The 25,230-nt window shown below is 73.3% G+C and carries 20 protein-coding genes; 10 read left to right on the top strand and 10 right to left on the bottom strand.

The annotated features are described in order from the left end of the window. Positions 1-4 precede the first annotated feature (4 nt). Both NOCJ54_RS0105325 and rfbB read right to left on the bottom strand, forming a co-directional pair. A complete protein-coding gene (locus NOCJ54_RS0105325; protein ID WP_028654670.1) occupies positions 5-1,390 on the bottom strand; it encodes a sugar nucleotide-binding protein in 1,386 nt (461 codons plus the stop codon). A 4-nt stretch (positions 1,391-1,394) separates the two neighbouring features. Further along, positions 1,395-2,393 (bottom strand): dTDP-glucose 4,6-dehydratase, encoded by a 999-nt coding sequence (gene rfbB, locus NOCJ54_RS0105320; protein WP_028654669.1) that lies wholly within the window; start codon positions 2,391-2,393, stop codon positions 1,395-1,397. 88 nt (positions 2,394-2,481) lie between these two features. Between rfbB and rfbA the strand changes: the two genes are divergently transcribed. From rfbA to NOCJ54_RS0105300, 4 genes are all read left to right on the top strand, one after another. Beyond that, positions 2,482-3,357 (top strand): glucose-1-phosphate thymidylyltransferase RfbA, encoded by an 876-nt coding sequence (gene rfbA, locus NOCJ54_RS0105315; protein WP_028654668.1) that lies wholly within the window; start codon positions 2,482-2,484, stop codon positions 3,355-3,357. 68 nt (positions 3,358-3,425) lie between these two features. Beyond that, the gene (galE, locus tag NOCJ54_RS0105310) at positions 3,426-4,430 is read left to right on the top strand and encodes a UDP-glucose 4-epimerase GalE (protein WP_028654667.1); all 1,005 of its coding nucleotides are present in this window, start codon (positions 3,426-3,428) and stop codon (positions 4,428-4,430) included. Positions 4,431-4,909: 479 nt separating this feature from the next. Beyond that, entirely contained in the window at positions 4,910-7,102 is a 2,193-nt protein-coding gene (locus NOCJ54_RS23970; RefSeq protein ID WP_157514795.1) for an MMPL family transporter, read from the top strand. Continuing rightward, positions 7,099-7,836 (top strand): hemerythrin domain-containing protein, encoded by a 738-nt coding sequence (locus NOCJ54_RS0105300; RefSeq protein ID WP_028654666.1) that lies wholly within the window; start codon positions 7,099-7,101, stop codon positions 7,834-7,836. The genes NOCJ54_RS23970 and NOCJ54_RS0105300 overlap by 4 nt, the downstream gene beginning before the upstream one ends. Before the next feature lie 22 nt (positions 7,837-7,858). Here NOCJ54_RS0105300 and NOCJ54_RS0105295 read toward each other — a convergent pair whose 3' ends face one another. Next, positions 7,859-11,203, bottom strand: a complete 3,345-nt coding sequence (locus NOCJ54_RS0105295) for a BTAD domain-containing putative transcriptional regulator (protein WP_028654665.1) — start codon at positions 11,201-11,203, stop codon at positions 7,859-7,861. 64 nt (positions 11,204-11,267) lie between these two features. Between NOCJ54_RS0105295 and NOCJ54_RS0105290 the strand changes: the two genes are divergently transcribed. Continuing rightward, a complete protein-coding gene (locus NOCJ54_RS0105290; protein ID WP_157514794.1) occupies positions 11,268-12,134 on the top strand; it encodes an N-acetylmuramoyl-L-alanine amidase family protein in 867 nt (288 codons plus the stop codon). A gap of 33 nt (positions 12,135-12,167) precedes the next feature. Here the strand turns inward: NOCJ54_RS0105290 and NOCJ54_RS29325 are convergent, their stop codons facing one another. Further along, positions 12,168-12,350: a hypothetical protein gene (locus tag NOCJ54_RS29325; RefSeq protein WP_145725842.1), complete on the bottom strand. Its 183-nt coding sequence runs from the start codon at positions 12,348-12,350 to the stop codon at positions 12,168-12,170. A 124-nt stretch (positions 12,351-12,474) separates the two neighbouring features. On the opposite strand from NOCJ54_RS29325, the gene NOCJ54_RS23965 reads away from it, so the two are divergent. From NOCJ54_RS23965 to NOCJ54_RS0105265, 5 genes are all read left to right on the top strand, one after another. Continuing rightward, entirely contained in the window at positions 12,475-13,410 is a 936-nt protein-coding gene (locus NOCJ54_RS23965) for a glucosyl-3-phosphoglycerate synthase (RefSeq protein WP_036516936.1), read from the top strand. After that, the gene (gene folP / locus NOCJ54_RS0105280) at positions 13,407-14,264 is read left to right on the top strand and encodes a dihydropteroate synthase (protein WP_028654663.1); all 858 of its coding nucleotides are present in this window, start codon (positions 13,407-13,409) and stop codon (positions 14,262-14,264) included. The genes NOCJ54_RS23965 and folP overlap by 4 nt, the downstream gene beginning before the upstream one ends. Beyond that, entirely contained in the window at positions 14,261-14,758 is a 498-nt protein-coding gene (locus NOCJ54_RS23960) for a hypothetical protein (protein ID WP_157514793.1), read from the top strand. The genes folP and NOCJ54_RS23960 overlap by 4 nt, the downstream gene beginning before the upstream one ends. 410 nt (positions 14,759-15,168) lie before the next feature. Next, positions 15,169-15,711 (top strand): rhomboid family intramembrane serine protease, encoded by a 543-nt coding sequence (locus NOCJ54_RS0105270; protein WP_232221681.1) that lies wholly within the window; start codon positions 15,169-15,171, stop codon positions 15,709-15,711. A gap of 34 nt (positions 15,712-15,745) precedes the next feature. After that, on the top strand, positions 15,746-16,525 hold the full coding sequence (locus NOCJ54_RS0105265) for an enoyl-CoA hydratase-related protein (protein WP_028654661.1): 780 nt from the start codon (positions 15,746-15,748) through the stop codon (positions 16,523-16,525). A gap of 43 nt (positions 16,526-16,568) precedes the next feature. On the opposite strand, the gene NOCJ54_RS0105260 is transcribed toward NOCJ54_RS0105265, so the two are convergent. The 6 genes from NOCJ54_RS0105260 to NOCJ54_RS0105235 form a co-directional block, all read right to left on the bottom strand. Further along, positions 16,569-17,909 carry a class I adenylate-forming enzyme family protein gene (locus NOCJ54_RS0105260; RefSeq protein ID WP_028654660.1) on the bottom strand — a complete coding sequence of 447 codons (1,341 nt, stop codon included), beginning with the start codon at positions 17,907-17,909 and terminating at the stop codon, positions 16,569-16,571. A 99-nt stretch (positions 17,910-18,008) separates the two neighbouring features. After that, complete coding sequence (locus NOCJ54_RS0105255) at positions 18,009-19,031, bottom strand: TIGR03617 family F420-dependent LLM class oxidoreductase (protein ID WP_028654659.1); 1,023 nt, start codon at positions 19,029-19,031, stop codon at positions 18,009-18,011. Positions 19,032-19,091: 60 nt separating this feature from the next. Beyond that, complete coding sequence (locus NOCJ54_RS23955; RefSeq protein ID WP_157514792.1) at positions 19,092-20,975, bottom strand: hemagglutinin; 1,884 nt, start codon at positions 20,973-20,975, stop codon at positions 19,092-19,094. A 338-nt stretch (positions 20,976-21,313) separates the two neighbouring features. Then, entirely contained in the window at positions 21,314-22,708 is a 1,395-nt protein-coding gene (locus NOCJ54_RS23950) for an MFS transporter (RefSeq protein WP_051485490.1), read from the bottom strand. 16 nt (positions 22,709-22,724) lie between these two features. Further along, complete coding sequence (locus tag NOCJ54_RS0105240) at positions 22,725-24,311, bottom strand: fatty acyl-CoA synthetase (RefSeq protein ID WP_028654658.1); 1,587 nt, start codon at positions 24,309-24,311, stop codon at positions 22,725-22,727. Positions 24,312-24,337: 26 nt separating this feature from the next. Next, entirely contained in the window at positions 24,338-25,006 is a 669-nt protein-coding gene (locus tag NOCJ54_RS0105235) for a nitroreductase (protein ID WP_028654657.1), read from the bottom strand. Positions 25,007-25,230 lie beyond the last annotated feature (224 nt).

The raw sequence follows: 25,230 nt of genomic DNA, 5'->3' as shown, positions 1-25,230 counted from the left end.
CGGGTCAGTCTAGATGGGAGAGGTACTCGGTCAGTGCGACATCGGCGTCGGTGCTCACGAACCCGGTGGCCGCGATCTTGTCGAGCGCCAGCGTGCTGTGGAGCGGCCGCGGCGCGAGGTCCTTGCCGGCGCCGTACTCCTCCGTGGTCACCGACGAGACCCGGGCCGGGTCGTGCCCGGTGAGCTCGAAGACCCGGCGCGCGTAGTCGGCCCACGAACGGGGCTCGCCGCCGTTGGTGACGTTGTAGGTGCCGTACGGCGCGCCGCTGGTCACCAGGTGGTGGGTGGCACGCGCGAGCTCGGCGGCGAAGGTGAGCCGGCCGACCTGGTCGTCGACGACCGCCGGGTCGACACCGTCGGCGGCCAGCCGGGCCATCGTGCGCACGAAGTTGTGGCCGTCGCCGATCACCCACGAGGTGCGCAGCACGTAGTGCTTCGGGGCGGTGCCGACGGCGAGGTCGCCGGCTGCCTTGGTCTGGCCGTAGACACCGAGGGGCGCGAACGGCTCGTCCTCGCGGTGGCCGCCCTCGACCGCGGCACCGTCGAAGACGTAGTCGGTCGAGTAGTGCACGAGCGTGATCCCGTGCCGTGCGGCAACCGCCGCGAGCGCTGCGGGCGCGGCCGCGTTCGCCGCCCACGCGGCGGTCCTTCCTTCAGACGTCTCCGCGCGGTCGACCGCGGTGTAGGCGGCGGCGTTGACGATCAGGTCGTAGTCCTGCCACGGCCAGGCCGCCAGCGCCTTCGGGTCGGTGATGTCGAGCTCGTCGAGGTCGACGAGGGTGGCGTCGGGGAAGAGGGGGGCGAGCGCGCGGCCGAGCTGGCCGTTGCACCCGGTGACCAGCGTGCGCTTGGGCTGCATCGGGGTGACCTCGGCCAGCCGCGGGTTCACCCGGTCCTTGTCGGAGACCTCGGCCTCGTCGAGCGGGATCGGCCACGGGATGCCCGCGGTCTCGTCGGCGAGGTGCACCGCAGGGTAGGAGAACCCGGGCACGTAGTGGTCGTTGACGAGGTAGGAGTAGACGGTCCCGTCCTCGAGCGCCTGGTAGGAGTTGCCGACGCCGCGCGGCACGAAGACGGCGACGCCCTCGTCGACCTCGGTCCAGAAGGTCGCGCCGAAGCTGTCGCCGGCGCGCAGGTCCACCCAGGCGGCGAAGACGCGGCCGCTGGCGACCGAGACGAGCTTGTCCCACGGCTCGGCGTGCACGCCGCGGGTCACCCCGCGGGTGGCGTTGAAGCTGATGTTGTTCTGCACCGGGCCGAAGTCGGGCAGGCCCTGGGCGACCATGCGCTCGCGGTGCCAGTTCTCCTTGAACCAGCCGCGCGCGTCGCGGTGCACGGCGAGGTCGAGGACGACCAGCCCCGGGATGGGGGTCGTCTGCACACCGGTCACCGGGTCACTGCCCCTTCGCGGCGTACGCCGCCTCGGTGGCGGCCTTCGCCGGGCGCCACCAGTCGGCGTTGTCCTGGTACCAGCGCACCGTCTGCTCGAGGCCGGAGGAGAAGTCGGCGTACTGAGGCGTCCAGCCCAGCTCGGTGCGCAGCTTGGTGGAGTCGATGGCGTAGCGCAGGTCGTGCCCGGCGCGGTCGGTGACGTGCTCGAAGTCGTCACGGCCGCGGCCCATCAGCTCGAGGATCATCTGCACGACCTCGAGGTTGGACTTCTCGCCGTCGGCGCCGATCAGGTAGGTCTCGCCGATCCGGCCGCGCTCGAGGATCGTGAGCACGGCGGAGGAGTGGTCCTCGGTGTGGATCCAGTCGCGCACGTTCTCGCCGGTGCCGTAGAGGCGGGGGCGCCGGCCCTCGATGACCTCGGTGATCTGGCGGGGGATGAACTTCTCCACGTGCTGCCACGGGCCGTAGTTGTTCGAGCAGTTCGAGATCGTCGCCTGCACGCCGAAGCTGCGCACCCAGGCGCGGACCAGGTGGTCGGAGCCCGCCTTCGACGCGGAGTACGGCGACGACGGCTGGTACGGCGTGTGCTCGGTGAACCGCTGCGGGTCGTCGAGCTCGAGGTCGCCGTACACCTCGTCGGTGGAGACGTGGTGGAAGCGCACGCCCGCCTTGCGTACCGCCTCGAGCAGCGTGAACGTGCCGACCAGGTTGGTGCGGATGAACGGCGAGGGGTCGTCGAGCGAGTTGTCGTTGTGCGACTCGGCGGCGTAGTGCACGACCGCGTCGGCCTCGCCCACGAGCGGCTCGACGACCTCGGCGTCGGCGATGTCACCCTCGACCAGCCGCACCCGGTCACCCGGCAGCCCCGCCAGCGACTCGCGCGACGCGGCGTACGTCATCTTGTCGAGGACGGTCACCGCCGCGTCGGTGTGACGGACGACGTGGTGGACGAAGTTGGAGCCGATGAAGCCGGCTCCACCCGTGACGAGGATGCGGTGCACGGCGGGCAGTCTAGGTGTGCTGCCCCGCGCCAGCCCGGTTTAGGCGACAATGGCCGCCGTCACCCACGGCGAAGGAGCGGGAAATCACATGCGCGGGATCATCCTCGCCGGCGGCACCGGCAGCCGACTGCACCCGATCACCCATGCGATCAGCAAGCAGCTGATGCCGATCTACGACAAGCCGATGATCTACTACCCGCTCTCCACGCTGATGCTGGCGGGGATCCGTGAGGTGCTGGTCATCACGACACCGCACGAGTCCGACCAGTTCCAGCGGCTGCTGGGCGACGGCTCGCAGTTCGGCATCGAGATCACCTACGCCGTCCAGCCCTCGCCCGACGGGCTCGCCCAGGCGTTCCTGATCGGCGAGGAGCACCTCGCCGGCGGCGGCGCCGGCCTGGTCCTCGGCGACAACATCTTCTACGGCGCCGGGCTCGGCACCCAGCTGTCCCGCTTCGCTGACCTCGACGGTGCCGCGGTCTTCGGCTACCGCGTGGCCGACCCGACGGCGTACGGCGTCGTGGAGTTCGACGACCAGGGCCGCGCCCTGTCGCTGGAGGAGAAGCCGGAGAAGCCGCGCAGCCCGTTCGCGGTGCCCGGCCTCTACTTCTACGGCGCGGACGTGGTGGAGAAGGCGAGGACGCTGGAGCCGTCCGCCCGCGGCGAGCTGGAGATCACCGACCTCAACCGGATGTACCTCGAGGAGGGGCGCCTCGAGGTCGAGGTGCTGCCGCGCGGCACCGCGTGGCTCGACACGGGGACCTTCGACGACCTCAACGACGCCAGCAACTTCGTGCGCGCGCTCGAGGCGCGGCAGGGCACCAAGGTCGGTGCGCCCGAGGAAGTCGCCTGGCGCCTCGGGTTCATCGACGACGCCCAGCTGGCCACCCTGGCCGAGGGCCTGCTGAAGAGCGGCTACGGCCGCTACCTGCTCAGCCTGCTCGACGAGAAGCACCACGGCTGAGACCGAGGCCACGCCCGCGGTGGTCCGTTGACCAGCCCGCGCCGGGCCGGCTGGGTATCGTCGCGGGCATGAAGGTCCTCGTCACCGGCGGAGCCGGCTACATCGGCTCCATCACCGCCAAGGCGCTCGAGCAGGCCGGCCACGTGCCGGTCGTCCTCGACTCGCTGCTCACCGGCCCGCGGCAGTACGTCGGCGACCGGATCTTCTACGAGGGCGACATCGCCGACCGGGCGCTGCTGCGCCGCATCGTCGAGGAGCACCCCGACATCCACGCGACCATCCACATGGCCGCGCGCATCGTCGTGCCCGAGTCGGTGCAGAAGCCTTACGAGTACTACCGCGACAACGTCACCAAGTCGCTGGAGATGTTCGACGAGCTCACCGCACTCGGCAAGCCGCGCATCATCTTCTCCTCGACCGCGTCGCTCTACGCGATGACACCGCAGTTCGAGGTCACCGAGGAGGACCCGGTCGATCCGACGTCCCCCTACGCGCGGACGAAGCGGATGATGGAGCAGGTCCTCGAGGACCTCTCCCGCGCCAGCGACCTGCGCGCGATCATCCTGCGCTACTTCAACCCGATCGGGGCCGACCCGGACCTCACGACCGGCTACCACCTGCGCGACGCCACGCACGTCGTACCGCTGATGGCGCAGACGGCCCTCGGCTACCGCGACACCTTCACCCTCACCGGCACCGACCACCCGACCCGCGACGGCACGGGCATCCGCGACTACATCCACGTCTGGGACCTCGCCCGCGCCCACGTGCGCGCCGTGGAGGAGTTCGACGCCGTGCTGTCCAAGGTCGACGGCACCTACACCTACATCAACCTCGGCGGCGGTGACGGCGTCACCGTGCGCGAGCTCCTCGCCGCGGTCGAGCGCGTCGTCGGCAAGCCGGTCCCGGTCACCGAGGCCCCGCCTCGCCCCGGCGACGCCCCCGGCGCCTTCGCCAACGCCGACAAGGCCCGCGAGCTGCTGGGCTGGCGCACCGAGCTCTCCCTCGACGAGGCCATCGCCTCCGCCCTGGCCTGGGGCGAGAAGCGGCAGGAGATCCTCGGGTACGCGTAGCGGCTCTCGGGACCGGGCTGTGGCGGGCACAGCCCGGTGCACCGGAGCCGCAGGTTTCGAGGCTCGGCGCAGGGGTGCCTTGCACCTCAACCAGCGGCGGTTGGGCGTGCGGCACGTCCTGTCTCGTGCTGGATCGGCGACGGTGGTGCCCGGTGGTTGAGGTGCGACGAGCGCCAGCGAGGAGCCTCGAAACCTCCGGGCCCGGCGGGCTGACTGTGATGGGCACAGTCCCTGCGCCGGTGCGCTGGTTTCGAGGCTCGGCGCTGGGGCGCCTCGCACCTCAACCAGCGGCTGGGCGTCGGCGGTGGGCGGCCTGGCACCTCAACCAGCGGCGGGGCGTCGGCCGCGGGCGGCCCTCTCCCTCAACCGGCGGCAGTCGGTAGGGCGCGACTGGAGCCGGGCTCCAGTCGCGCACAAGCACGGCTCAAGGAGCCTCCCCGACGGTGGGTGCCGAACCCACCGATCCAGGAGGCACCTCGATGTCCACCCTTCATCACCTCGGCCGCGCGGCCGCGCTCCACCCGTGGCGCGTGCTCGGCGCGTGGCTCGTGGCGCTGGTCGCGCTCGGCGGCCTCGCCGCGACGGCCGGCGGCACGCTCCAGGACAACTGGAACGTGCCCGGCACACCCGCGCAGCGCGGGATCGACACCCTGCGTGAGCACTTCCCCGACGCGGGCGGCTCCTCCGCGCAGGTCGTCCTGCACGACGACGGCCCGCTCGACGAGCGGGTCGTCAACGACGTCCTCGACCGGCTCGCGGCCACCGAGCACGTCGCGACGGCCACCCCGCGCTGGTCCGAGGACCGCGACACCGCACTGCTCCAGGTCCAGTACGACGTGCCGACCACCGACAACGACATCGTCGGTGACCTCGCCCCGCTCGAGGCGGCCGGTCAGCCGGCCGAGGACGCCGGCTACCAGGTGGAGCTCGGTGGCGAGCTGCCGAGCACCGCGACCGAGATCGAGGGCCGCGGCGAGCTGATCGGCATCGTGGTCGCCCTGCTGCTCCTCGTCGTCGCGTTCGGCTCCGTCGTCGCCGCCGGGCTGCCCGTCGCCACCGCGGTCGGCGGCCTGGTCGCCGGCTCGTCCGGCGTCATCGTGCTGGCCGGCCTCGTCGACGTCTCGCCGACCGCGCCGACGGTCGCCACGATGGTCGGCCTCGGCGTCGGTATCGACTACGCGCTGCTGATCGTCACCCGGCACGTCGAGCGGCTCCGCGCCGGCGACACCCCGGTCGAGGCAGCCGGCCGCGCCGTCGGCACCGCCGGTCGCGCCGTCGTCGGCGCCGGCCTCACCGTCCTGGTGTCCCTGATGGGCCTCGGGCTCGCCGGCCTGCCGACCTTCTCGGCCTTCGGCATCGCGACCGCGATCTCGGTCCTCGGCGTCATGGCCGCCGCGCTCACCCTGGTGCCCGCGCTCTGCGCCCTCGCCGGGCAGCGGGTGGCCCCCCGCCGCGAGCGCCGCGAGGAGACCGGCGACACGCGGGACTCCAGCCGCGAGCCGCTCGTCGCCCGCTGGGCGGTCCGTGTCAGCCGTCGCCCGGTCGCGTGGGCGCTGCTCGCCCTCACCGTGATGACCGCGCTCGCCGCACCGGCGCTCGGGATGCGCACGTGGCCGCAGGACGGGGGCTCCGACCCGCTCGGCACCACCACCCGCGCGGCGCACGACCTGGTCGCCGACGAGTTCGGGCCGGGTGCGAACGGGCCGATCACGCTCGTCGCGGAGCTCGACCGCGTCACGCGCGCCGAGGTCGACACCCTGCGGCAGCGCATCGACGCCCGCGCCGACATCGCGGCCTCGGGGCCGGTCAGCGTCTCCCCGGACGGCGCCCTCGCCGTCTGGGACGTCGAGCCGACCACCGCCCCCAGCGACGAGGCCACCATGGACACCCTGACCGAGCTGCGCGCCGACGTACTGCCCGACGGCGTCGACGCCACCGGCTACGTGCCCATCCTCGGTGACATCTCCGAGATGCTGGCCGACCGGCTCTGGGTCGTCGTCGGCTTCGTGGTCGCGGTGTCGGTCGTGCTGCTGGCCCTGATGTTCCGCTCGGTCGTCGTGCCGCTCAAGGCGGCGGCGATGAACCTGCTGTCGGTGGCCGCGGCGTTCGGCGTGCTGACCCTGGTCTTCCAGCACGGCTGGGGGCTCTCGCTGCTCGGCGTCGACCACGCGATCCCGGTGTCCAGCTGGGTGCCGATCCTGCTGTTCGCGGTGCTCTTCGGGCTCTCGATGGACTACGAGGTCTTCCTGCTGTCCGCCGTGCGCGACGACTGGCTCGACACCGGTGACGCCCACCGCTCCGTCGTCCGCGGCCTGGCGTCGACGGGCCGGCTGATCTCGGTGGCCGCGGCGATCATGGTCGCCGTCTTCCTCGGCTTCGCCAGCGAGGCCGCCGTGGTCGTGAAGATGCTCGGCCTGGGCCTGGCCGTCGCGGTCGCCCTCGACGCCACCGTCGTCCGGATGGTGCTGGTGCCCGCGACCATGACGCTCCTCGGCCGCTGGAACTGGTGGTGGCCCGGCAGCAGCCTTTCCGCCGGCACCCCGACCGGACGACCGGTCGACCAGGCCGACCAGGCCGACCAGGCCGACCAGGCCGACCAGGCCGACCAGGCCGACCAGGCCGACCAGGCCGACGAGACCGATCACGAGATGGAGAAGGAGGAGGTCCGGTGAGCACGTCGTACCCCCAGCAGCTGATGCTCCCCGGCCAGGCGGCCGCACCGGGCGGCCCGGTCGACATGACCGTGATGTACCTGATGCACCACGGGTTCCGCCGCGACCTGCGGAAGTTCGCGGCCGCCGCGCCGGCGACGCCGGTCGACGACCGGGCCACCTGGCGGGCACTGCTCACCCGGTGGGACCGGTTCGCCGGGGTCCTGCACCACCACCACAGCGGTGAGGACGCCGGCATCTGGCCGTGGCTGATGGCACGCGCCGACGCCGACGAGCGAGCCACCCTGGAGGCGATGGAGACCGAGCACGACGAGATCGACCCGACGCTCGCGGCGTGCCGCGACCTGCTCGCGGTTCTCGCCGACGAGGCCCCCGGCACAGCCGGTGCCGGTCGCAGCCGGGAGGAGGTGCGGGCCGGGCTCTCGGTACGCCTCGCCGAGGCCGCCGACCGGCTCGGGGCTCACCTCCGCCACGAGGAGTCCGAGGCGATGGTCATCTTCCAGCGGTACATGACCCCGGAGGACTGGAAGGCGGTCGAGGCCGAGCACTTCCGCAGCAAGGAGACCCTCGGCCAGCTCGCGTACATGGTGGCCTGGATCGCCGAGGAGCTGCCGACCGACGTGCTGCGCGGCGCGCTGGACGACGCCGGGTTCGGGATGCGGGTCGTGCTCCGCCTCGGCCGGCCGGGCTTCGCCCGCCTCGAGCGCAAGGCGTTCCGTCGCCTGCCTGGCTGACCCCGCACCGGACCCCCACGGGTCAGAAGCCGTGGCGCTCCCGCTGGTCGAGGAACCACCTCTCGACCCGCGGGAGCTGCCATGCCCGGACCTGGGCGAGCCCGCTGTCGGCGTACCGGGTGGCGGTCCCCAGCTCCCCGGTGCCGGCGGCGGCCAGGGCGAGGTAGCAGTCCACGGGGCCGTGGAAGGGGGAGGTCCCGGACATGATGCAGGTGCCGCGGTACGGCAGGAGGCGGGCGTACGCCGCAGCGCCGAGGTCCGGCATCCCGAGGCCGACCGCCAGCTCGGCCCCGGTCGCCCAGACGAACATCGAGAACCAGTTGTCGGTGTCGAGGTCGACCCCGAAGGTCTCGACCGTGGCACGCGCCTCGTCGAGCAGGCCGTGGCGCAGGGCGAGCACGGCGGCTGCGGGCCCGATCGGCATCGCCGACTCCTCGAGGAAGCGCAGCACCGTGTCGTCCGACGGCATCGGTGCCTTCGGGTCCCACAGCGGCACGAACAGCGCGGCGCCCTGCACGGTGTCGACCTTGTGGGCGGTGGAGACCAGGTCGAAGCAGTCGATCAGCCGGCCGAAGACGGTGGCGATCCGCTCCTGGTCGTCGCCCATCGCCGCCCACGAGTGGAGGAAGGTCAGCGCGACCATCTCCACGAAGTAGAGCTTGTCGTCGAGGGCGGTCCGGGCGATCTCCTCGACCTCCTCGACCAGACCGTCGACGTCACCGAGCTCGCAGCGGGTCGTCGCGAGCAGGATGCGCAGGTGCGTGCGGGTGCGCTCGTCGCCGATCCGGCCGGCGAGGTCGATGCCTTCCTCGCACCACGCGCGGCGCTGCGGAGCGGTGCTGCGGCGGAAGCCCGTCGCCGCGGACCCGGCGAGGGCGCTGAGCAGGAGGGTGTCGTCGCCGAGACGCCGGGCCATCGCGATCGCCTCGGCGCTCCAGGCGTCCAGCTCGGCGGCGCTGGCGCAGTAGTAGGCCTCGGTCGCCAGGGCCAGCAGGAGCCGGCAGTGCACCTCGCTGTCACCGGACTGGCCGGCCAGCGTGGCGCGCAGGGTCTCGACGACGTCGGCGTTCCACTCGCCGTACGCACGGGCGGGCCAGAGCGCGTCGCGGCTGGCCACCGAGGCGGCCGCCACGACCAGCCCGGTGTCGCCGAGCGAGCCGGCCAGCACGACGGCCTCGTCGGCGGCGGCATGCATCTCCAGCCGCCGGGTGCTCCAGCGGCAGGCGTCGGCGTAGCGCACCAGCAGGTCGACCCGCTCGCGGACCGTGGCGGACGGGTCCTGCTCCAGCAGGCGCAGCGCGGTCGCGAGGTGGTCCCGCGCCTCGTCGGTCGCGTGCGCGGCGAGCGCCTGGTCGCCGGCCGCGGCGGCGGCCAGGTGGGCGGCGCGCACGTGCCGGGGACCAGCGGCCTCCCAGTGCCGTGCGAGCTCCGCGGCGCGGCGGTCGTTGTCGGGCGCCTGCTCGACGAGGCCGGCGAGGGTGGCGTGGAGCCGCTCGCGCCGCGAGGGCGCCAGGGCGTCGTACGCCGCCTCCCGGACCAGCGCGTGCACGAAGCGGAACCGGTCACCGCCGAGGTCCTGCACCAGGTCGGCGGTGACCGCCGGCTCCAGCAGGTCGAGCACCTCCAGCTCGTCGCGGCCGAGTGCCGGGGCGAGCAGGTCGAGCCCGAACTCCCGGCCGATCGCAGCACCCGAGGTGAGCGCCGCAGCCGTGTCGGGTGGGAGCTGGGCGATGCGGCGGTTGACGACGGCAGCGACGGTCGACGGCAGGTCGTCGACGACCTCGGCCAGGCCGCGCTCCTCGCTGCGGGCGAGGCGGCCGTACTCGACGAGGAAGAACGGGTTGCCCTCGGTCCGCCGGTGCAGCGCCCCGGCCAGTGCAGGGTCGCCGTCCCCGGTCAGCGCGTCGAGCAGGGCGGCGGTCTCGTCCGCGGACAGGCCGCCGAGGTCGATGCGCAGCGCGTGCTGCCGGGCGAGTGCGGCGGCGGTCTCGGCGAGCGCCGGCTCGGCCTCGCCGCTGGGTCGCCAGGTCGCGACCACGAGCAGCCGGAGGTCCGGCTCGACGTGCGTGCACAGGTGGCGCAGCACCCGCAGCGACGACGCGTCGGCCCAGTGCAGGTCCTCGAGGCCGAGCAGGACCGTGCGGTCGCGGGCGAGGTGGGACAGCGCGCGCCGGACCTCCTCGGCCACCGCGAACCGCGCCGCGTCGTGGTCCGGGCCGTGGACGCGCGGGGCGAGGCCGAGCGCGGAGGTCCACGGCCACAGCGGCGGTGCGTCCTCCTCCTGCGAGCAGCGGCCGATCAGCACGAGCGCGTCCGCGGCCTGCGCCCGCAGCGCGAGCTCCGCGCCGAGCCGGGTCTTGCCGGCGCCGGCGTCGCCGACGATCGCGGCGAAGCCTGCGCGGCCCTGCACGGCCCCGTCGAGCAGTGCGGTCAGCCCGGCGAGGTGGGTGTCGCGTCCGACGAGCGGCCACGGGGGCACGACGACGCGGGCGGGCTCCGGCGGCGCCGGCATCGCTGGGTCGGGTGGTCCGGCCGGCGGCGGAGGTGCGGTGGCTGTGGTCGCGGTGGACACCGCCAGGGTCGCGGCCGCGGCGGGCAGCTCCTGCCGCAGGATCGTGGTCTGCAGCTCGCGCACGGCCCCGGACGGCTCGATGCCGAGCTCGTCGTCGAGGGTGCGCCGCAGGCGGTCCAGCACGGCGAGGCCGTCGGCCTGGCGGCCGGTGCGGGCCAGCGCCGTGGCCAGCAGCGTCCACGGCCGCTCGCGCAGCGGGTGTGCCCGGGTGAGCGCCTCCAGGCCGGCGACCGCCTCCGCGTCGCGGCCGGCGGCGACCAGCAGCGCGGCGCGCTGCTCGCGGGCCAGCAGGTGCACCTCCTCGAGCCGGGCGCGCTCGGGGTCGACCGCGTCGGAGGCGGGCAGGTCGGCGTACGGCTCGCCGCGCCACAGCGCCAGCGCCCCGGTGAGCCGGTCGAGGACCGGCCCGACATCGGTGGCCGGGGCGACCGGGACCGTGCCGAGCCCGGCCACCAGGCCGGCCGCCTCGGTGACGGCGGCGGTCAGCTCGGCGGCGTCGGTGCGGGCGTGGAGGAGGTAGCCGTGCCCGCTGCTGGAGAGGTACGACGACGGCGATCGTGGCGGCAGGTCCGGCTCGAGCAGGCGCCGGATCTGGGAGACGTAGGTCTGCAGCGTCGCCGCGGCGCTCGCTGGCGGGTCCTCGCCCCACAGCGCCGCGACGAGGGAGGCGGCCGGTGCGGGGCGCCCGTCGGCCAGCGCGAGGGCGGCCAGCAGCGCGCGGTGCTTCGCGGCCGCGACGGCCACCGGTCGGCCGGCGACCTCCACGACGGTCGGGCCCAGGACGCCCACCCACATGCGACCGATCCTAGGGACGTCGTGCGGCGCCGGGACGCGCTTTGGCGGAACGTAGGGTGGCCGGGTGCCAGCCCGCCGACGCCGCCTCGCCGTGGTGGCTGCGGCCGTCCTGCTCGCGGGCTGCCAGACCGACGGGTCGCGGGGGCCCGCGCCGGTGACCTCGACCGCCGGGCCGACCACTGGGTCGATCGCTGGGCCGACCGGTGGGTCGAGCGCCTCCACGCAGGCAGACCGCGACCCCCGGCCGGCTCGTCCGCTCGCCGGCCGGGTCGTCGTCCTCGACCCGGGCCACCAGCTCGGCAACCGCCGCCACGTCGCCGAGGTCAACCGGCTCGTCGACGCCGGCGGGTTCGCCAAGGAGTGCAACACCACCGGCACGGCCACGAACAGCGGCCTGCCGGAGTCGACCTTCACCTGGGCGGTCGCCCGCGTGGCGAGACGGCACCTGGAACGGATGGGCGCGAAGGTCGTGCTCACCCGCGACACCGACTCCGACGACCAGTGGGGCCCGTGCGTCGACGAGCGCGGCCGCGTCGGCAACCCCGGCGAGCGCGGGCCGACCGCCGACGTGCGGGTCAGCATCCACGCGGACGGCAACCTCGACCCCGGCGCGACCGGCTTCCACGTGATCCGCCCGGCGCTGCGCGAGGGCTGGACCGACGACATCGAGCGCCCCTCGCGCCGGCTGGCACGGACCCTGCGCGACGCCCTGGTCGCGGCCGGGATCCCGCCGGCGACGTATCGCGGCGCGGACGGGATCGACGCCCGCGACGACCTGGGCACGCTCAACCTGTCCGACGTCCCGGCCGTGATGGCCGAGCTCGGCAACATGCGGCACCCCGACGACGCGGCCCGGATGGAGAGCCGGGCGGGGCAGCGGCGTTACGGGCGCGCGATCGCCGTCGCGGTGCGCGACTACCTGGCCCGCTGACGTCGTGCCGGCGGGCGCGTCGAGGGGCGGCTCCTAGTGGCCCGTCAGCAGCTCGGAGGGGTCGACGATCCGCACCGGGGGCCGGTGCCGTCCACCGCCTGCCTGCAACCTCTTCTTGCGTCGTGGCCGCTTGCTGTGCCGCTCGATGTGCGGGCAGCCGCGCGGGCCGTGCTTCACCAGGCAACGCACCTTGCGCCGCCAACGTCCAAGGCTCATCGGAATCTCCTGGGGGAGGGAGCGCCCACCAAATTCCCGAGGCTTCGGACCGTAGCACTGGAACGCGTTCTCGGGGCCGGACCTCGGCAAAATCCCCGGGTTCGCGCCCGGTAGGTTGGCGGGCATGGGGATCCGCGCCGCCCACTGGGACGACTGGTCCCTCGAGGGGCTGCTGGGGGCCAAGGAGCGGCTGGGGCAGCAGGTGAGCCTCGTGGTCCCCGCCCGCAACGAGGCGGCCACCGTCGGCGACGTGGTCACCCGGGTCCGTGAGGCCCTCGTCGACACCGTCGCGCTCGTCGACGAGGTGGTCGTGATCGACAGCGACTCCGTCGACGACACCTACGCCGTCGCGGAGTCCGCCGGCGCGCGGGTGCACCGCTCCGCCGAGATCCGGCCCGACCTCGGCACCCACCCCGGCAAGGGCGAGGCGATGTGGAAGTCGCTCTTCGTCACCACCGGCGACCTCGTCGTGTTCATGGACGCCGACCTGCACGACTGGGACACCCACTTCGTGCCCGGCCTGCTCGGCCCCCTGCTCTCCGACCCGCAGGTCCAGCTGGTCAAGGGCTTCTACGAGCGCCCCGGCGCCGACGGCCCGCTCGAGGGCGGTCGCGTCACCGAGCTCGTCGCCCGGCCGCTCATCGCGCTGCTCTTCCCCTTCCTCGGCGAGCTCGTGCAGCCGCTGGCGGGGGAGTGGGCCGTGCGCCGCTCCTGGTTCGCCGGGCTGCCCGTGCCGACCGGGTACGCCGTGGAGCTGGCCGCGCTCGTCGACACCGTCCGCGCCGCCGGACCCGACGCCGTCGTGCAGGTCGACCTCGGGGTGCGCGCGCACCGGCACCAGGCGTTGCGCGACCTCGGCGGGATGGCCACCCAGATCATCGCGGCGGCACTGGCGCGGTCCGGCGTGGAGCTGCCCGGTGACGAGCCCGGCGGTGACGGGGCAGGCCGCGCGGGAGCTGCCCCCGAGGCGGCGGAGCTGCGGCAGTACCTGCGCGGGCTCGAGCCCGTCACCCGCGTCGTACCCACCCTCGAGCGCCCACCGGCGGAGGCCTACCTGTGAGACTCGGACGCCAGCAGTTCGGCGACGACGAGCCGTTGATGATGGCGATCGTCAACCGCACCCCCGACTCGTTCTTCGACAAGGGCGCGACGTGGGCGGAGGAGGCGGCGTTCGCGCGGGTTGCCGAGGTCGTCGCCCAGGGCGCGGAGATCGTCGACATCGGCGGCATCAAGGCCGCGCCCGGCGTGGAGATCTCGCCAGCCGAGGAGAAGGCGCGGGTCGTCGACTTCGTGGCGCGGGTGCGCGAGCAGTACCCCTCGCTGGTCATCTCCGTCGACACCTGGCGCGCGGAGGTCGGTGCCGCCGTCTGCGCTGCGGGCGCCGACGTCCTCAACGACGCCTGGGGCGGCGCGGACCCCGAGCTCGTCGACGTCGCCGCCGAGCACGACGCCGCGATCATCTGCACCCACACCGGCGGCGTGACCCCGCGGACCCGGCCCTACCGCATCGACTACGACGACGTGGTCGCCGCCGCGATCCACGACACGGTCGCCTACGCCGAACGGGCGCTCGCGGCGGGCGTCGCGCGCGAGTCGATCGTCATCGACCCCGCCCACGACTTCGGCAAGAACACCTTCCACTCCCTCGAGGTGACCCGCCGGATCGGCGAGATGGTCGCCACCGGATGGCCGGTGCTGGTCTCGCTGTCCAACAAGGACTTCGTCGGCGAGACCCTCGGCCTCGAGGTCGGCGAGCGGCTCGTCGGTACCCTCGCCGCGACGTCGGTGTGCGCCCTCGCCGGGGCCCGGATCTACCGCGTCCACCAGGTCGTCGAGACCCGCCAGACCGTCGACATGGTCTGGTCGATCGCCGGCCGCCGACCGCCCCTGCGCGCGATCCGGGGGCTGCAGTGAGCGCGCCCGCCGACCGGCCCGTGACGGCACTCGTGCCGGGCGTGCTGGCCCTGCTTCCGTCGTACCGCTCGATCGAGGACCCGGTCGCCGACCTCCGCGCCGCGTGCCGGGCCGCCGTCGGCCGCCTCGGCCCGCGGGTCCGCGTCGTCGCCTCGCCCGCCACGGGCGGCTCGGGGGCTGCCGTCGCTGCCGCGCTGGTCGCCGAGGTGGGCGCTGAGGTCGTGGAAACCGGCGAGACCGGCGTGCTGGTCGTCGGCAACGGCTCCGCCAAGCGCACCGAGAAGGCCCCCGGCCACCTCGACGAGCGCGCCGAGGCCTTCGACGCCGTCCTCCGCGCCGACTTCTCCGCCGCTGCCACCGACCCGGCCCTCGCCGCCGACCTCTGGGCCGACACCACCTGCCTCGCCGACCTCCCGCCGCTCGCCGACGCCGACGTCCTCTACGACGCCGCCCCCTTCGGCGTGCAGTACTGGGTCGCCGTCTGGCCCCGTTGAGACGTCACCTGTGGCTCGTCGAGGCGTCACTTCTGGCCGGTTGAGACGTCACCTGTGGCTCGTCGAGGCGTCACCTGTGGCGGGTTGAGACGTCACCTGTGGCTCGTCGAGACGTCACTTCTGCCGGTTTGAGACGTCACTTCTGGCCGGTTGAGTGGTCGGACCTGGCGGGTTGAGGCGTCACGTGCGTACGTCGTCCGGTCCGGTGACGTTTCAACCTGCCGCAAGTGACCACTCGAGGTGCCCTTCCTGACCACTCGAGGTGCCCTTCCTGACCACTCGACGGGCCGCAGGTGACGTCTCAACGGGCCAGAAGTGACGCTTCGGGGAGTCGGGTGGGGTGCCAGACTGGCGGGGTGAGCATGACGGGGACGAGTCGGACCAGGCCGGCGTGGCAGGTGGCCGGGCTGGTGGCAGTCACGTTCGTGGCGCTGCTGTGGGTCATCGAGGTCATCGACGCTGCGGTGTCGAACCGGCTCGACGGCTGGGGGATCCAGCCGCGGTCGGGGGAGGGGCTGCTCGGGATCATCGCGGCGCCGCTGCTGCACGGTGGGTGGGGGCACCTGACCGCGAACACCGTGCCAGCGCTGGTGCTCGGATTCCTCACCCTCGCCACCGGGCTGGCGCGCGGCTTCGCCGCGACCGCGGTGATCTGGCTGCTCGGCGGGCTCGCGGTGTGGCTGGTCGCGGGCGGCAGCTCGGTGCACGCCGGTGCGTCCGGGTTGATCTTCGGCTGGATCACCTACCTGGCGGTGCAGGGGTTCGTGGACCGCAAGCCGTCGGAGATCCTGATCGGCCTGGTCGTGCTCGTCGTCTACGGCAGCGTCCTGTGGGGCGTCCTGCCCGGTCAGCCGGGCGTCTCCTGGCAGGGCCACCTCTTCGGCGCGGTCGCGGGTGTCGTGGCGGCGTTCGTGGTCAGCGAGCGGGGCTTCTCGCGTCCGCACCGGCCGTGAGGGGAGCGGTCCGCGCGGCGGTACCCTCGCGGGCGTGACCGACGACCTGCTGATCGACCGCGACCGCATCGGGCCGGGCGTGCTCGAGGTGACCTTCAACCGCCCCGAGCGCCGCAACGCCTTCACCAGGGAGATGTACGGCGAGCTGCGGGCCCTGTGGGAGCAGACGGCCGAGGACCGCTCGGTCCGCGTGGTCGTCCTGCGCGGCGCGGGCGGCAAGGCGTTCGCCGCCGGCAACGAGATCAGCGACTTCCTCGAGGCCGACGCGGTCGACTACGAGAACTGGATCCGCGAGATGTTCGACCGGCTCTGGTCGCTCCCGCAGGTCACCATCGCGGCCGTCGACGGCGTCTGCGTCGGCGGCGGCCTGGCCGTCGCGACCCACTGCGACCTGCGCGTCGCGACCACCGCCTCCCGCTTCGGCTACCCGATCGCGCGCACCCTCGGCAACGCGCTGTCGGGCACGGTGCTCTACCGCTGCCAGGCGATCTTCGGCGAGTCGCTGACCCGCGAGATGCTGCTCGCCTCGCGCCTGGTCTCCGCCGAGCGCGCGTACGCCGTCGGCGCGCTCGCCGCCGCGGTGCCGGACGCCGCGGCGCTCGATGCCGAGGTCGCCGACCTCGCGGCCGGGATCGCGCAGGCCTCGCGGGTCACCATCGAGGCCACGAAGCACCAGCTCGTCTCCCGCGCCCGTCCTGCCGAGGCGTCGATCGACGGTGAGGAGGCGCTGCTGCGCGAGGTCTACTCCGGCCCTGACTTCAAGGAGGGCGTGCGGGCGTTCCTCGCCAAGGAGAAGCCGGCCTTCGGCCGCTGAGCCGGCCCGGCGGTCCCGTCGGGCCGGCTCGCCCGGGCCCGGGTCAGCGCCCGGCGCCCCGCAGCATCTTGTTGCCGGTCGTGGTCATCGTGTCGAGGAACTTGATGCTCCGCGGCCGGGCCGCCGGCGGGAGGTCGGCGCACACGGCGCGGACCTCGCTGGCGACCGCCTTCTCGTCGTACCCCGGCTCGAGGACGATCTCGACGGCGAGCACGTGCCCGACCATCGGGTTCGGGCGGCCGTAGGCACGCACGAGCGAGACGCCGTCGACCTTGCTCACCCGGTCCTCGATCGGGATGGGGTGCACCTTGACGCCGCCCACGTTGACGACGTCGGTCTTGCGGCCGCGGAACTCGATCCGGTCGCCGACGACCTCGACCAGGTCACCGGTCGCGCGCCAGGCGCCGTCGGGAACCTCCTCCTCGCCGTGGTAGCCGAGCATCGAGGCCTTCGAACGCACCCACAGCTCGCCGTCCTGCACCTTGAACTCGACGTCGCCGCCGGGCTCGAGCATGGAGATCGGCAGCCCGGGGCGACCGTCGCGGACCGTGACGTTCTGCCCGAACTCGGTGGCGCCGTAGATCTGGGAGATGTTGGCGTTCGGGAAGCGCTCCGTGATCCGGTCCAGGAGCGCGCCGGGCACCGCCTCGCCGCCGAGGCTGACCTGCCGCAGGTCCGGCACGGCGCCGCCGTCGGACTTGATCTCGGCGAGCAGGAAGCGCCAGAAGGTCGGGGTGCCGCTGGCGTGGGTGACGCCGGAGGCGCGCATGGCGTCGAGGGCGTCGCGGGGCTGGAAGGACTCCGCGGCGACGAGCATCGCCTGAGCGGCCAGCACGTGGATGAGGATCTGCAGGCCGCCGAACTGGTTGAGCCCGTAGGCCAGCAGCCAGCGCTGCTCGGGCGCCGGCTTGATCTTGTGGGTGGTGCGCAGCAGGCGGTCCCACTCATGCCGGACGCCGCGCGGGAAGCCGCTGGTGCCGGTGGTCATCGCCATGATCGGCCGGGACTCCGGCAGCGCCGGCAGGTCGCCGGGCGTGGTGGCGGCGAGCTCGGCGTACCCGACGACCGGCGAGGAGATGCCGCGCCCGGTGACGACGACCTCGTGCTCGAAGCGCGCGACCATCTCGTCGATGGCGTCGTCGGTCGGCGCGAGCGGGTAGACGCAGCCCTCCACGCCGACCCGGGAGCAGGCGGCGAGGACCGCCAGCACGTGCGCGGGGTCGGGGTCGAGGATGGCGATGCGGCGCAGGTCGCGCTCGACCAGCGCGGTCGCGATCGCCTGGACGTCGCGGTGGAGCTCGGCGTAGGTGGTGGTGCCGTACGGGCTGGTCACCACGACGTCGTCGGGGCGGGCGGCGACGGCCGCCTCGAGGAGTTCGATCATTGCTGTCCGTCCGTGGGGGTGTGGAGCAGGGCCCGGGCGGGGGCTCCCGAGCGCGTGGGGATTGTCGCACCACCACCCCCGGCTACTGGCCGGTATGGCTCAGGTCTCAGCATTCAGCGCGCCGACCAGCGCCGCGACCTGCTCGCCCGAGGGGTCGTGGCCGGGGAAGTAGCAGCACACCCGGTCCGCCACCCCCGGCGCGCCGGCGAAGCGCCGCCGCACCTCGGCGGCGCACTCCTCGGGCGTGCCGACCACGGCGATCGTCTCGAGCATCGTGTCGTCGACCAGGGCGACCATCGCGGCGACGTCACCGGTCTTCGACAACCGGTTCAGCTCCGGCTGCAGGTCGCCCCATCCCTCGACGTCGAGCACCGGGCGGTACGCCGGCGTGGAGCCGTAGAACGCCAGGAGGGCCCGTACGCCGGACCGCGCGGTGGCGAGCTCCTCGTCGGTGCGGCCCATCGCGAGGATCGCCTGCGGGAAGACCTCGAAGCGGCTGCCGGTCCGGTGCCGCCGGGCGAGGCCCTCGGCCACGGCGGGCAGCGTCCGCTCGTGGAAGTGGCGGTGGGTGTGGAAGGGCATGACCAGCAGGCCGTCGGCGACCTCGGCGGCGGTGCGGGTCATCCGTGGACCGAGCGCGCCGAGCAGGACCGGCGGAGGCCCGAACGGGTTCGGGCCGGGGACGAAGGTCGGCGGCATCAGTGTGTGCGTGGTGTGCTCACCGCGGAACTCCAGCCGGGTGCCCTCCTGCCACGAGGTGAGGATGGCCTGGGTGGCAGCCACGATCTCGCGCATCCGCTCGGCCGGCGGGGACCACCGGGCGCCGTACCTCTTCTCGACGTGAGGGCGGATCTGCGACCCGAGGCCGAGCCGGAACCGGCCGCCGGACATCAGCTGCAGGTCCCACGCCGCGTGGGCCAGGTGCATCGGGGAGCGGGGCATCGCGATCGCGACGTTGGTCATCAGGTCGGCGTCGACCTGCCCGGCGACCGCCGCGAGCGGGAGGAAGACGTCGTGCGGGCCCTCGAAGGTGAACAGGCCCGCCGCACCGGCCTCGGTCAGCTCCCGCGCCCGGGCCAGGACGCGGTCGGGGCGGGCATCGAGCTGCAGGTCGACGAGCACGGCCCCATCCAACCGGATGGGGCCGTGCTGTCGTGGTCGATCGGTCAGGGTCGGTCGTCGTCAGTCGTCGCTGCTCACCGGGTCCCCGTTGTCGATCGTCAGGGCCGACGTCTCCTCACAGCTCGCCCCGATGTCCTGCTGCGCCGGGTTGGTGCTGTCGTAGGACACCTCGAAGGAGTACGTCCCGGAGGTGCTGACGGCCTCGTCGTTGGTCGTCGAGACCTCCACCCCCGACGCCCCGTTGACTGCGCGGTCCTCGGTCCACACCGGGGTGCCGGTGCAGGTCCCGTTGTCGAAGAACCGGAAGGTGACGGTGCCCGTCATCGTCCCGCCGGACGGCGCGGTGAGCGTCGCCGAGTCGTTCGGCACCCAGCTCTGCTCCGTCGAGAGGGTCGAGGCGACGGAGCTGACCACCACGTCCTCGTCGGTGTCGGTGCAGTCGCTGTTGTGGGTGACACCGCTGGTGTTGGGTGACGATCCCGAGTAGGTCGCGACCCAGTGGTAGTCACCGACAGCGGTCGGCACGAACTGCGGGTCGGGCGTGCTGTAGCTGCCGTTGCCGCTGACCGCGACGGCGGGCGAGGTGTAGGCGAGCGAGCCGCAACCATCCTCGCTCGGCCCGTACAGCCGGAACGTGATCGTCCCGTTCGCCGCCGCACCCGAGGTCGAGGTCGTGTGGATCACCGCCGCCGTCGGCTGCGTCGCCGTGCCGCCCAGGGTCGCGCTGTCGCTCACGGACCCGCCGAGGAAGACGTCGTCGCCCGCCGTGGTGCTCAGCGTCGGCGTCACCGGGTTGACGGTGAAGCACTCGTCGTCGGGGTTCGACTCCGTGGCGGCCGGGATACCGTTGGCGGCGTCCCCCGGCCAGCTGGCGGACCAGCAGTAGTCACCTGCTGCAGTGACGTACGCCGAGGGCGAGGTCACCGTCTTCGGGTAGCTGCCGCCGGCGATGCTCGTCGACCCGACCTCCACACACTTGTCCGGGGTGCTGTCGAGGTAGCAGAGCGTGAACGTGATCGCCCCGGTGGGCGTCGCCGACCCGCCGTCGAGGTCGAGCGTCGCGCTGTCCTTCACCTCGACCACGCCGCTGCCGATCGAGATCCCGCCGGCGCCGATGTCCTCACCGGCTCCGGTCTTCGGGGTGGTGGTGAGGGTGGCGTCGCAGGTGCTGATCGGCTTCAGGTCGTTGAGGATCGTGTCCTTGTAGTCGGCCGTGTCCGAGTTCCCGGTGACCGTGCTCGGGATGACGTTGGCGAAGACCTGGCAGCCGCCGTCGCTGAGCCCCTCGTCGGTCAGGTTGATGGCGGCCTCGCCCTTGAACTTGTCGGGGCTGAACTTCGCCAGGCCCGCGGTGATCATGGTCGCCCCACCGAGCACCAGTGGCCCGTTCTGGACCGGCTGGGTCCAGATCCTCTTGTAGAGCGTGGTGCTGCTGCCGCTCTGGTCCCACAGGATGAGGAAGTCACCGGCCTGGCGGTTGGCCCACGGGTTGCAGCTCGCCCGCAGGGCCGTCTCGCTGGCGCTGTAGTCGCAGCCCGCCGGGAGCGGGCTGGCCATGAACTCGAAGGAGATGAAGCCGCTACCGCTGTTCGCGTCACGCTCCCACGCGAAGTAGATCCAGTCGTCGCCGGTGTCGTCCCGCTGCAGGTCGAGCCAGGCCCGGCGCAGGTCGACCTGTGCGTTCGGGTTGGTCATGTCGAGCATCGGGGTGGCGGCATTGTGGATGACGCCGATCTTGGTGGAGCTGCCGTTCTTCGGCCCGAGCTCCTTGACGCTGCCGAAGCCGTTCGCGTCGCTCGACGGCGACACGGTGTCCGGGACCTCCTGGGCACCGGAGTCGGGAATGACGACCCCGTCGATGTCGTACGGGCCGACGGGCTCCGCGGTTGCGGAGTCGGGCCGGATGATGGCTGCGCCGAGCGCGAGCACGAGACAGCTGAGCACGGCGGCCGATCGCCGCCAGCGCCTGGTCGAGGCGCGATGGTTGTGTCGCATCGGACGATGTCCCCCAAAGGTCTACGGGTGCAGGGAAGGTGCACGCGGTCGAAGTGGACCGACACCTGTCCCCGAGAACCCCCGAGGGCGACGCAGTGTTCGACGGGCCGTTTCTCCCCTCCGGCTCTCCCACCGGATCCCTCTCGGCCCTGCGCACATCACACGCCCGCGCCGGTCCCGGCGACAATGACCCGTCGGGGCCAACCCGGGCAGCGAATGCGCTGCAATCGGATCCGCTGCCATCGCATCCGATTGCCCGGACCTGCGGGTGTGCCCGGACCCGTGCCTCAGGCCGGGACAGGGGTCCCGGGGTGCCGGCGCCCGGCGAGCGCGACGACGGCGCCGGTCACGAAGCAGAGCGCCGCGAGGGTGAGTCCGGTCGCGCGGAAGGCGGCGTCGTCACCGCCGTACACCCCGACGAGGGCGACGCTGACGGCCGAGCCGGTCGAGAAGCCGAGGTAGCGCAGCAGCAGGTTGAACGCCATCGCGCTGCCGGTCTCCTCGCGCGGCACGTGCGGCACGATCAAGGGGGCGAGCGAGGAGAACGTGAACCCGCTGCCGAGGCCGCCGACAGCCATCGCGAGCAGCGCTGCGGGCAGCGTGTGGTGGTGCAGTGCGAGCAGCACCATGGCGGCGGCGAAGGTGGTCGCCCCGACGGGCAGCAACAGGTGCGGGCCGAAGCGGCGGGAGACCCGCAACGCGAGCCGGCTGCCGCCGACGCTGCACACGGCGTACGGCACGAGCACCAGCCCAGCGGCCGCGGCACCCCGGTCGAGGCCCCAGCCGGCGCTGCCGTCGGCACGGACGAGGAGCACGACGATCGTGAGCAGGCCGTACATCCCGACGGCGAGGGCGAACGCGACCGCGTTCGGCCCCAGCACGCCCGGCCGCGCGGCCAGGCGGAGGTCGACGAGCGGCAGCCGGCCGCGGCCGGTCAGGTGGCGGGTCCGCACGACCCAGCCGACCAGCAGGGCGGCCCCGCCCGCGGCGAGGCCGAGCACCCCGGCGGACAGCCAGCCCCACTTCTCGCCCTCGCTGACCGCGAGCAGGACGGCGACGGTGCCGGCGGCGACGAGGACTGCGCTGGGCAGGTCGACCGGCTGCGGCTCGCCGGGCGCGGTGCGGGGGAGGTGGCGCCACGCGAGCACCAGGGTGATGGCGACCAGTCCTGCTCCCATGCCGTAGGCGCCGGCCACGCCGAGCTGGTCGGCCACCAGCCCGGTGAAGGGGTAGCCCAGGCCCGCGCCAGCCACGGTCGCGACGGAGAGCAGGGAGAGCCGGGAGACCAGCCGGTCGCCGGTCCACGCGTCCCGCGCGACCGCCAGCGTGAGGGGTACGACGGCCAGGCCGATGCCCTGTGCGGCGCGCCCGACGATGAGCGGACCCATCCCGAGCGGGAGCGCCGCGAGGAGGGTCCCGGCGAGCACGACGAGGAGTGCGCCGACCACCACCGGACGCCGCAAGCGGCCACTGCCCCAGCGCCCGATGACGGGCGTGGCTGCTGCGGCGGCGACCATGCTCGCGGTGAGGATCCACTGCGCGGTCGAGACCGGGACGTCGTACCGCTCGGCGATGCTGGGGACCAGCGGCGCCCCGAGGCTGCTCACGATGGACGAGACGACGGTGACCGCCAGGAGCGTCACGAACAGCCAGCGGTCCTCGCGCGCCGACTGCGGGCTCACGCGTCCACCGTGGCGCTCACTCCTGGTCGCCGGCCGCGAGGTCGGCGTGGGTGTCGCGCAGCTGGCGCTTGAGGATCTTGCCGCTGGGGTTCTTCGGCAGGCTCTCGGCGACGACGACGTACTTCGGCGCCTTGTAGCCGGCGAGCTGCCCGCGGGCGTGGGCGACGACGTCCTCAGCGGCCAGGCTCGCGCCGTCCTTCGGCACGACGACCGCGGCGACCGCCTCGACCCAGCGCGGGTGGCTGACGCCGAACACGGCGACCTCGGCGACGTCGGGGTGGGTGTAGATCGCCTCCTCGACCTCGCGGCTCGCGACGTTCTCGCCGCCGGTCTTGATCATGTCCTTCTTGCGGTCGACGACGTAGAGGTGGCCGGTGTCGTCGAGGTAGCCCAGGTCGCCGGAGTGGAACCAGCCGCCGCGGAACGCCTCGGCCGTCTTCTCCGGGTCGTTGTAGTAGCCCAGGGTCGCGTGCGGGCTGCGGTGCACGATCTCGCCGACCGTGCCCGCCGGCACCGGCTCGTCGTTGTCGTCGACGATCCGGGTCTCGACGTTGACCGCCGCCCGGCCCGCCGACCCGGCGAAGGGGAGCTGCTCGTCCGGGCCCAGGATCGTCGCCACCGGTGCCATCTCGGTCTGGCCGTAGAAGTTCCACAGCTGTACGTCGGGCAGCCGCTCCTGCAGCTCGCGCAGGACCTCCACCGGCATGGGGGAGGCGCCGTAGTAGCCCTTGCGCAGGCTCGACAGGTCGGTGCTGTCGAAGTCAGGGTGGCGCAGCAGCCCGATCCACACCGTCGGCGGCGCGAAGAACTTCGTCACCTTGCGCTCCGCGATGGTGCGCAGCACGGTGGCCGGGTCGGGGCCGGGCAGGATGATGCTCGTCGCGCCGAGGTAGACGTCGGTGCCGAGGAAGCAGTCGAGCTGCGCGCAGTGGTAGAGCGGCAGCGTGTGCAGCTCGACGTCGTCGGCGGACATCGAGCCGTCGACGACGCACGAGACGTACTGCCACATCAGCGACCGGCTGCTCAGCAGCGCGCCCTTGGGGCGGGACTCGGTGCCGGAGGTGAACATCATCCGCACCGGGTCGTCGTCGCCCACGGGTACGACGACCGGCGGGCCGTCGTGCTCCAGCCACTCCGCGAGGTCGACCCAGCCGTCGGGCACCTCCGCGTCCGTCAGCCGGATCACGTGGCGCAGCCGCACCTGCGGGTCGGCAGCGGCGGCTACGGCGGCGTCGGCCGTCGGCACGAGGGCGTCCTCCACCACGAAGCCGGTCGCGCCGCTGTGGTCGAGGATGAAGGCGATCTCGTCGGCGCCCAGCATGAAGTTGATCGGCACCAGCACCACGCCGGCCCGGGCGGCGGCGAAGTTGAGGACCGCGAACTCCCAGCAGTTGTGGCTCAGCAGCGCCAGCCGGTCACCCTTGGCCAGTCCGGCCGCGGCGATCGCGGCAGCGGTCCGCTCGACGTACGCCTCGAGGTCGGCGAAGGTCAGCTCGGTGCCGCGGTCGGCGATCGCGAGCTTGTCGGGCACGCGCTGGGCGGTGCGGCGGGTGAGGTCCCCGAGGGAGTGCTGGCGGGCGGTGAGGACGTCGTTGGCGCTCATGGCGTCGAGGCTAACCGGCTCGGCGGTCACGGTCGCTCGACCCGGGTGACGACCTCGTCGAGCGACGCGCGCTCGGTGCGGAAGCTGTTGACCGGGTGGCCCGACGCGGGCCTGCCGAACGAGACCGCGCAGACGACGAGCCGGTCCTCGGGCAGGTCGAGCAGCTCGCGGACCGCGTCGGAGTGCATCGCGATGGCACCCTGCGCGATCGAGCCCAGGCCGAGGTCGTGGGCGGCGTTCATCAGGTTGGCGACGTACCCGCCGCAGTCGATGGCGCCGTAGGTCCCGTGCTCGGCGTCGGCGGTGACGATCGCGACGTGCGGGGCGCCGAAGAAGGTGAAGTTGCGCAGCATCTGCTCGAGCCGGCCCATGGAGTCGGACCGCTCGATGCCGAGCACCTCGTAGAGGCCGTGCCCGGCGGCGCGGCGGCGGTCGGCGTAGACCCCGCTGTAGGTCGTGGGCACCGGGAAGTCCGCCGCACCGGGGGAGCCGGACGACACCCGGGCGAGCAACTCTTTACCGAGCCACTCCGCGGCATCGCCGGAGAGCAGGTGCACACCCCAGGACTGCGTGTTGCACCACGAGGCCGTGCGCTGGGCGGCGGTGAAGAGCCGGGTCAGCGTCTCCTCGTCGAGCGTCTCGGGCAGGAACTCCCGACAGCTCCAGCGGGTCGACATCAGCTCCTCGAAGCTCACGGTGGCTCCTCTCCTCGCCCGTCCCTCGACAGGTCGACTCCGCACGCTAACCACCGCCGCGGGACCGTTTCGGGGCCGTCCATGATCAGGGTTGTGGCGGGTGACCCGGGTCACAGCAGTCGGTCACAGCAGTCGTGGCTGGGAGGGCGGCGGTGCCGTGGGTGCGCGCCGCCGGGAATCACCGCCTGGGTGGTGATTCTCGAGGCTGGTGGGTCTGGTGGGGC

Source organism: Nocardioides sp. J54 (genome assembly GCF_000519005.1).
In the GTDB taxonomy this organism is placed as follows: domain Bacteria; phylum Actinomycetota; class Actinomycetes; order Propionibacteriales; family Nocardioidaceae; genus Nocardioides.
The sequence above is the reverse complement of the archived record's forward strand: the minus strand, read 5'-3'. Positions and strand labels throughout refer to the sequence as shown.

Coding starts and splice junctions, on each gene's coding strand:
- galE (WP_028654667.1), top strand. CDS start 3,426: ATGAAGGTCCTCGTCACCGGCGGAGCCGGCTACATCGGCTCCATCACC.
- NOCJ54_RS23970 (WP_157514795.1), top strand. CDS start 4,910: ATGTCCACCCTTCATCACCTCGGCCGCGCGGCCGCGCTCCACCCGTGG.
- NOCJ54_RS0105240 (WP_028654658.1), bottom strand. CDS start 24,311: ATGAGCGCCAACGACGTCCTCACCGCCCGCCAGCACTCCCTCGGGGAC.
- NOCJ54_RS0105295 (WP_028654665.1), bottom strand. CDS start 11,203: ATGTGGGTGGGCGTCCTGGGCCCGACCGTCGTGGAGGTCGCCGGCCGA.
- NOCJ54_RS29325 (WP_145725842.1), bottom strand. CDS start 12,350: ATGAGCCTTGGACGTTGGCGGCGCAAGGTGCGTTGCCTGGTGAAGCAC.
- NOCJ54_RS0105260 (WP_028654660.1), bottom strand. CDS start 17,909: ATGATCGAACTCCTCGAGGCGGCCGTCGCCGCCCGCCCCGACGACGTC.
- NOCJ54_RS23965 (WP_036516936.1), top strand. CDS start 12,475: ATGGGGATCCGCGCCGCCCACTGGGACGACTGGTCCCTCGAGGGGCTG.
- rfbA (WP_028654668.1), top strand. CDS start 2,482: ATGCGCGGGATCATCCTCGCCGGCGGCACCGGCAGCCGACTGCACCCG.